The sequence below is a fragment of the Neisseria sp. P0009.S007 genome (genome assembly GCF_051962515.1).
In genome coordinates, this window is the sequence record NZ_JBQCVF010000011.1 from 27,006 (window position 1) to 30,130 (window position 3,125).

Sequence of the window (3,125 nt, forward strand, 5' to 3'; positions counted from 1 at the left end):
TTGGGTTACAACGTATTCATGACGCGCAACGAAGACATCTTTATCCCATTGGGCGTACGCGTTGCCAAAGGCCGTGCGCGCAATGCCGACGTATTCGTATCCATCCACGCCGATGCCTTTACCAGCCCGTCCGCTCGCGGTACCGGCGTATATATGCTCAATACCAAAGGCGCGACCAGCTCGGCGGCAAAATTCCTTGCCCAAACCCAAAACAACGCCGACGCCATCGGCGGTGTACAATCCAGCGGCAACCGCAACGTCGACAACACGATTTTGGACATGACCCAAACCGCAACCCTGCGCGACAGCCGCAAGCTCGGCCATTCCGTCTTGACCGAATTGGGCAAACTCAACCAACTGCACAAAGGCCGCGTTGACGAGGCCAACTTTGCCGTCCTCCGCGCGCCGGACGTTCCGTCCATTTTGGTGGAAACCGCCTTCCTCTCCAACCCTACCGAAGAGCGGCTGCTCGGCAGCGAATCCTTCCGCCAACAATGCGCCCAAGCCATTGCCACCGGTATTCAAAAATACATCAATACCGCCGTTTTACGACGCGGTTAATGGCTTGATGAAACAAAGGCCGTCTGAAAATTTTTCAGACGGCCTTATCTTTTCAAGCAATCTATTTAACCGCACTTCCCTACCGCAGCCGGATAGACGGATACCTTCGTCTGCGTCAATGCAAACAGGTTTTCCAACTGCATTTGCGCCTGACGGTTGGCATGTTCCAAAATCTCAGCCCTACATGCGCTTTGCAATACCTGCCGTTTCGCCTCTTCCTGCACCGTCTTAAATACCGACTTATCCATAGGCAGCAAATTAAACGAGCCGGTCTGAATATCGTACACTTCGATATTTTCCAAATCCACGCTCAAAATTTCCACCGCCGGCAGGCTGATTAAGACCTTGTCGTCCACAATATTGACATTGTCCGCGCCTAACTTGTCCAAATCCAAACCAGCCAACACCTTACCGCGCACAATAAAAATACCGCTTTGTGAATCCTGCCACAGCCTGCGCCAATCCCCTTTTTTCTCCGTACGGATAATCGTATCGATATAAAATGCCGTACTTTCCAAGCGGTTCATCTGCTTAATCTGCATCAAAACCCCCTCACGGGACAAAACCTGATGTTCTTCGTTCTGACCATGCAGGGCATAAAACCAGCCGCCCGCAGCCGTCAGCGCACACAACACCAGCACGACCAATCCGCGTCCAAGCATTTTCATTTCAAACATCCCCCATTAAAATAATCATCAAAACATTCCCCATATTCTCCCAAAACCGTCAATTTCAAGCCATACCCAGGCCGTCTGAAACAATAAATTTCATTACCAAAAAGTAATAAAAATCTCAACAAACAAAGTTTGCCTTTTGGTAAATACAAGACTACAATCCATTACACACAATTCAATTTCATCTCATCATGAATACCACCGACCTGCGCCGCCACAACCTGCGGCAATGGATAACACAACACCACAACGGCCAGCAGACCAAGTTTGCCCAAGCCATTTCTATCAACCAAGGCGAGCTGTCCGCCCTACTGAAAAACAAATCTTTCGGCGAGAAAAAAGCCCGAAAAATCGAGCAGGCAGCAAATATGCCTGACATGTGGTTGGATCAAGACCACCAAGACCGCCACGCCCCCACCATCAGCCAAGAAAGAAATACCATGTCCCACATCTCCACCATCCCTGAAATCCTAGCAGACATCAAAGCCGGCAAAATGGTCATCATCACTGATGCCGAAGACCGAGAAAACGAAGGCGACTTGCTGATGGCCGCCCAATTCGTTACCCCCGAAGCCATCAACTTCATGATCAAAAACGCACGTGGCCTGGTCTGCCTGCCGATGGACGGCGAAATGGTCGAAAAACTCGGCCTGCCCATGATGACCCAAAAAAATGGCGCACAATACGGCACCAACTTTACCGTCTCCATCGAAGCCGCCCACGGCATTACCACCGGCATTTCCGCCGCCGACCGCGCCCTGACCATTCAAACTGCCGTTTCCCCATCCGCCAAACCTGAAGACATCGTCCAACCCGGCCACATCTTCCCTCTCCGCGCCCAAAAAGGCGGCGTACTCGTCCGCGCCGGACACACAGAAGCCGGCGTCGATCTGGCACAAATGAACGGTCTGATTCCCGCCGCCGTCATCTGCGAAATCATCAACGACGACGGCACCATGGCACGTATGCCCGAACTGATGAAGTTTGCCGAAGAGCACAACCTCAAAATCGGCACCATTACCGACCTCATCGAATACCGCAGCCGTACCGAAAGCCTGCTCGAAGACATGGGCAACGCACCCGTACAAACCCCGTGGGGCGAGTTCCAACAACACGTTTACGTCGACAAACTCTCCGGCGAAACCCACCTCGCCCTTGTCAAAGGCACACCCTCCGCCGAAGAAGAAACCCTCGTCCGCGTCCATGAACCCTTCAGCGTCATGGACTTCATCCAAGCCAACCCGCGCCATTCATGGTCGCTGCCCAAAGCCCTTGAGCGCATCCAACAAGCCGAAAGCGGCGTAGTCATCCTCCTGCACCGTACCGAAGACGGCGCCACCCTGCTCGACCGCACCCTGCCCAAAGGCGCCAACCAAGCCTACAAATGGGACAGCAAAAGCTACGGCATAGGCGCACAAATCCTCGCCGGCCTCAACGTCAAAAAACTGCGCGTCCTCGGCCAGCCGTCATCCTTCACCGGCCTCACCGGCTTCGGCCTCGAAGTCGTCGGCTTTGAAGAAGCTGAAAAATAATCTTGCTTGATTGATGCTCAAAGCAAATGAAACAAAAGGCCGTCTGAAAGTTTTCAGACGGCCTTTTAAGTTTATTATCCAATTCAAAAACAGCGAATATAAAAAAAGCCGACACACCTTTCCGATGTATCGGCTTTCGTTATCTGCTTAACGCTTAATTTCTGCCGGGCAATTCTTTTTCGCTCAATGGTTTGATGTACCAAATATCGCGGCAGTAGTCGGCGATGGAGCGGTCGGATGAGAAGAAGCCCATGTTGGCGATATTGATCAAGGCTGATTTGCGCCATGCGGATACGTTGCGGTAGTGTTCGTCCGCTTTGTATTGCGTGTCGATGTAGCTGCGGAAATCGGCCATCAG

4 protein-coding genes are annotated in these 3,125 nt (G+C 52.2%); 2 read left to right on the forward strand and 2 right to left on the reverse strand.

From position 1 onward, the window contains the following. A partial coding sequence (locus ACTHS3_RS02605) for an N-acetylmuramoyl-L-alanine amidase (protein ID WP_440367084.1) occupies positions 1-561 on the forward strand: 561 nt, incomplete at its 5' end. Between the two features lie 65 nt (positions 562-626). Here ACTHS3_RS02605 and ACTHS3_RS02610 read toward each other — a convergent pair. Further along, entirely contained in the window at positions 627-1,238 is a 612-nt protein-coding gene (locus ACTHS3_RS02610) for a DUF4230 domain-containing protein (RefSeq protein ID WP_079453678.1), read from the reverse strand. A gap of 188 nt (positions 1,239-1,426) precedes the next feature. Here ACTHS3_RS02610 and ribBA point away from each other — a divergent pair, with 188 nt between their 5' ends. Beyond that, entirely contained in the window at positions 1,427-2,767 is a 1,341-nt protein-coding gene (gene ribBA, locus ACTHS3_RS02615) for a bifunctional 3,4-dihydroxy-2-butanone-4-phosphate synthase/GTP cyclohydrolase II (protein ID WP_049335550.1), read from the forward strand. 154 nt (positions 2,768-2,921) lie between these two features. Here the strand turns inward: ribBA and ACTHS3_RS02620 are convergent. Continuing rightward, the coding region (locus tag ACTHS3_RS02620) for a glycogen/starch/alpha-glucan phosphorylase (RefSeq protein WP_440367087.1) at positions 2,922-3,125 on the reverse strand (204 nt) is incomplete at its 5' end.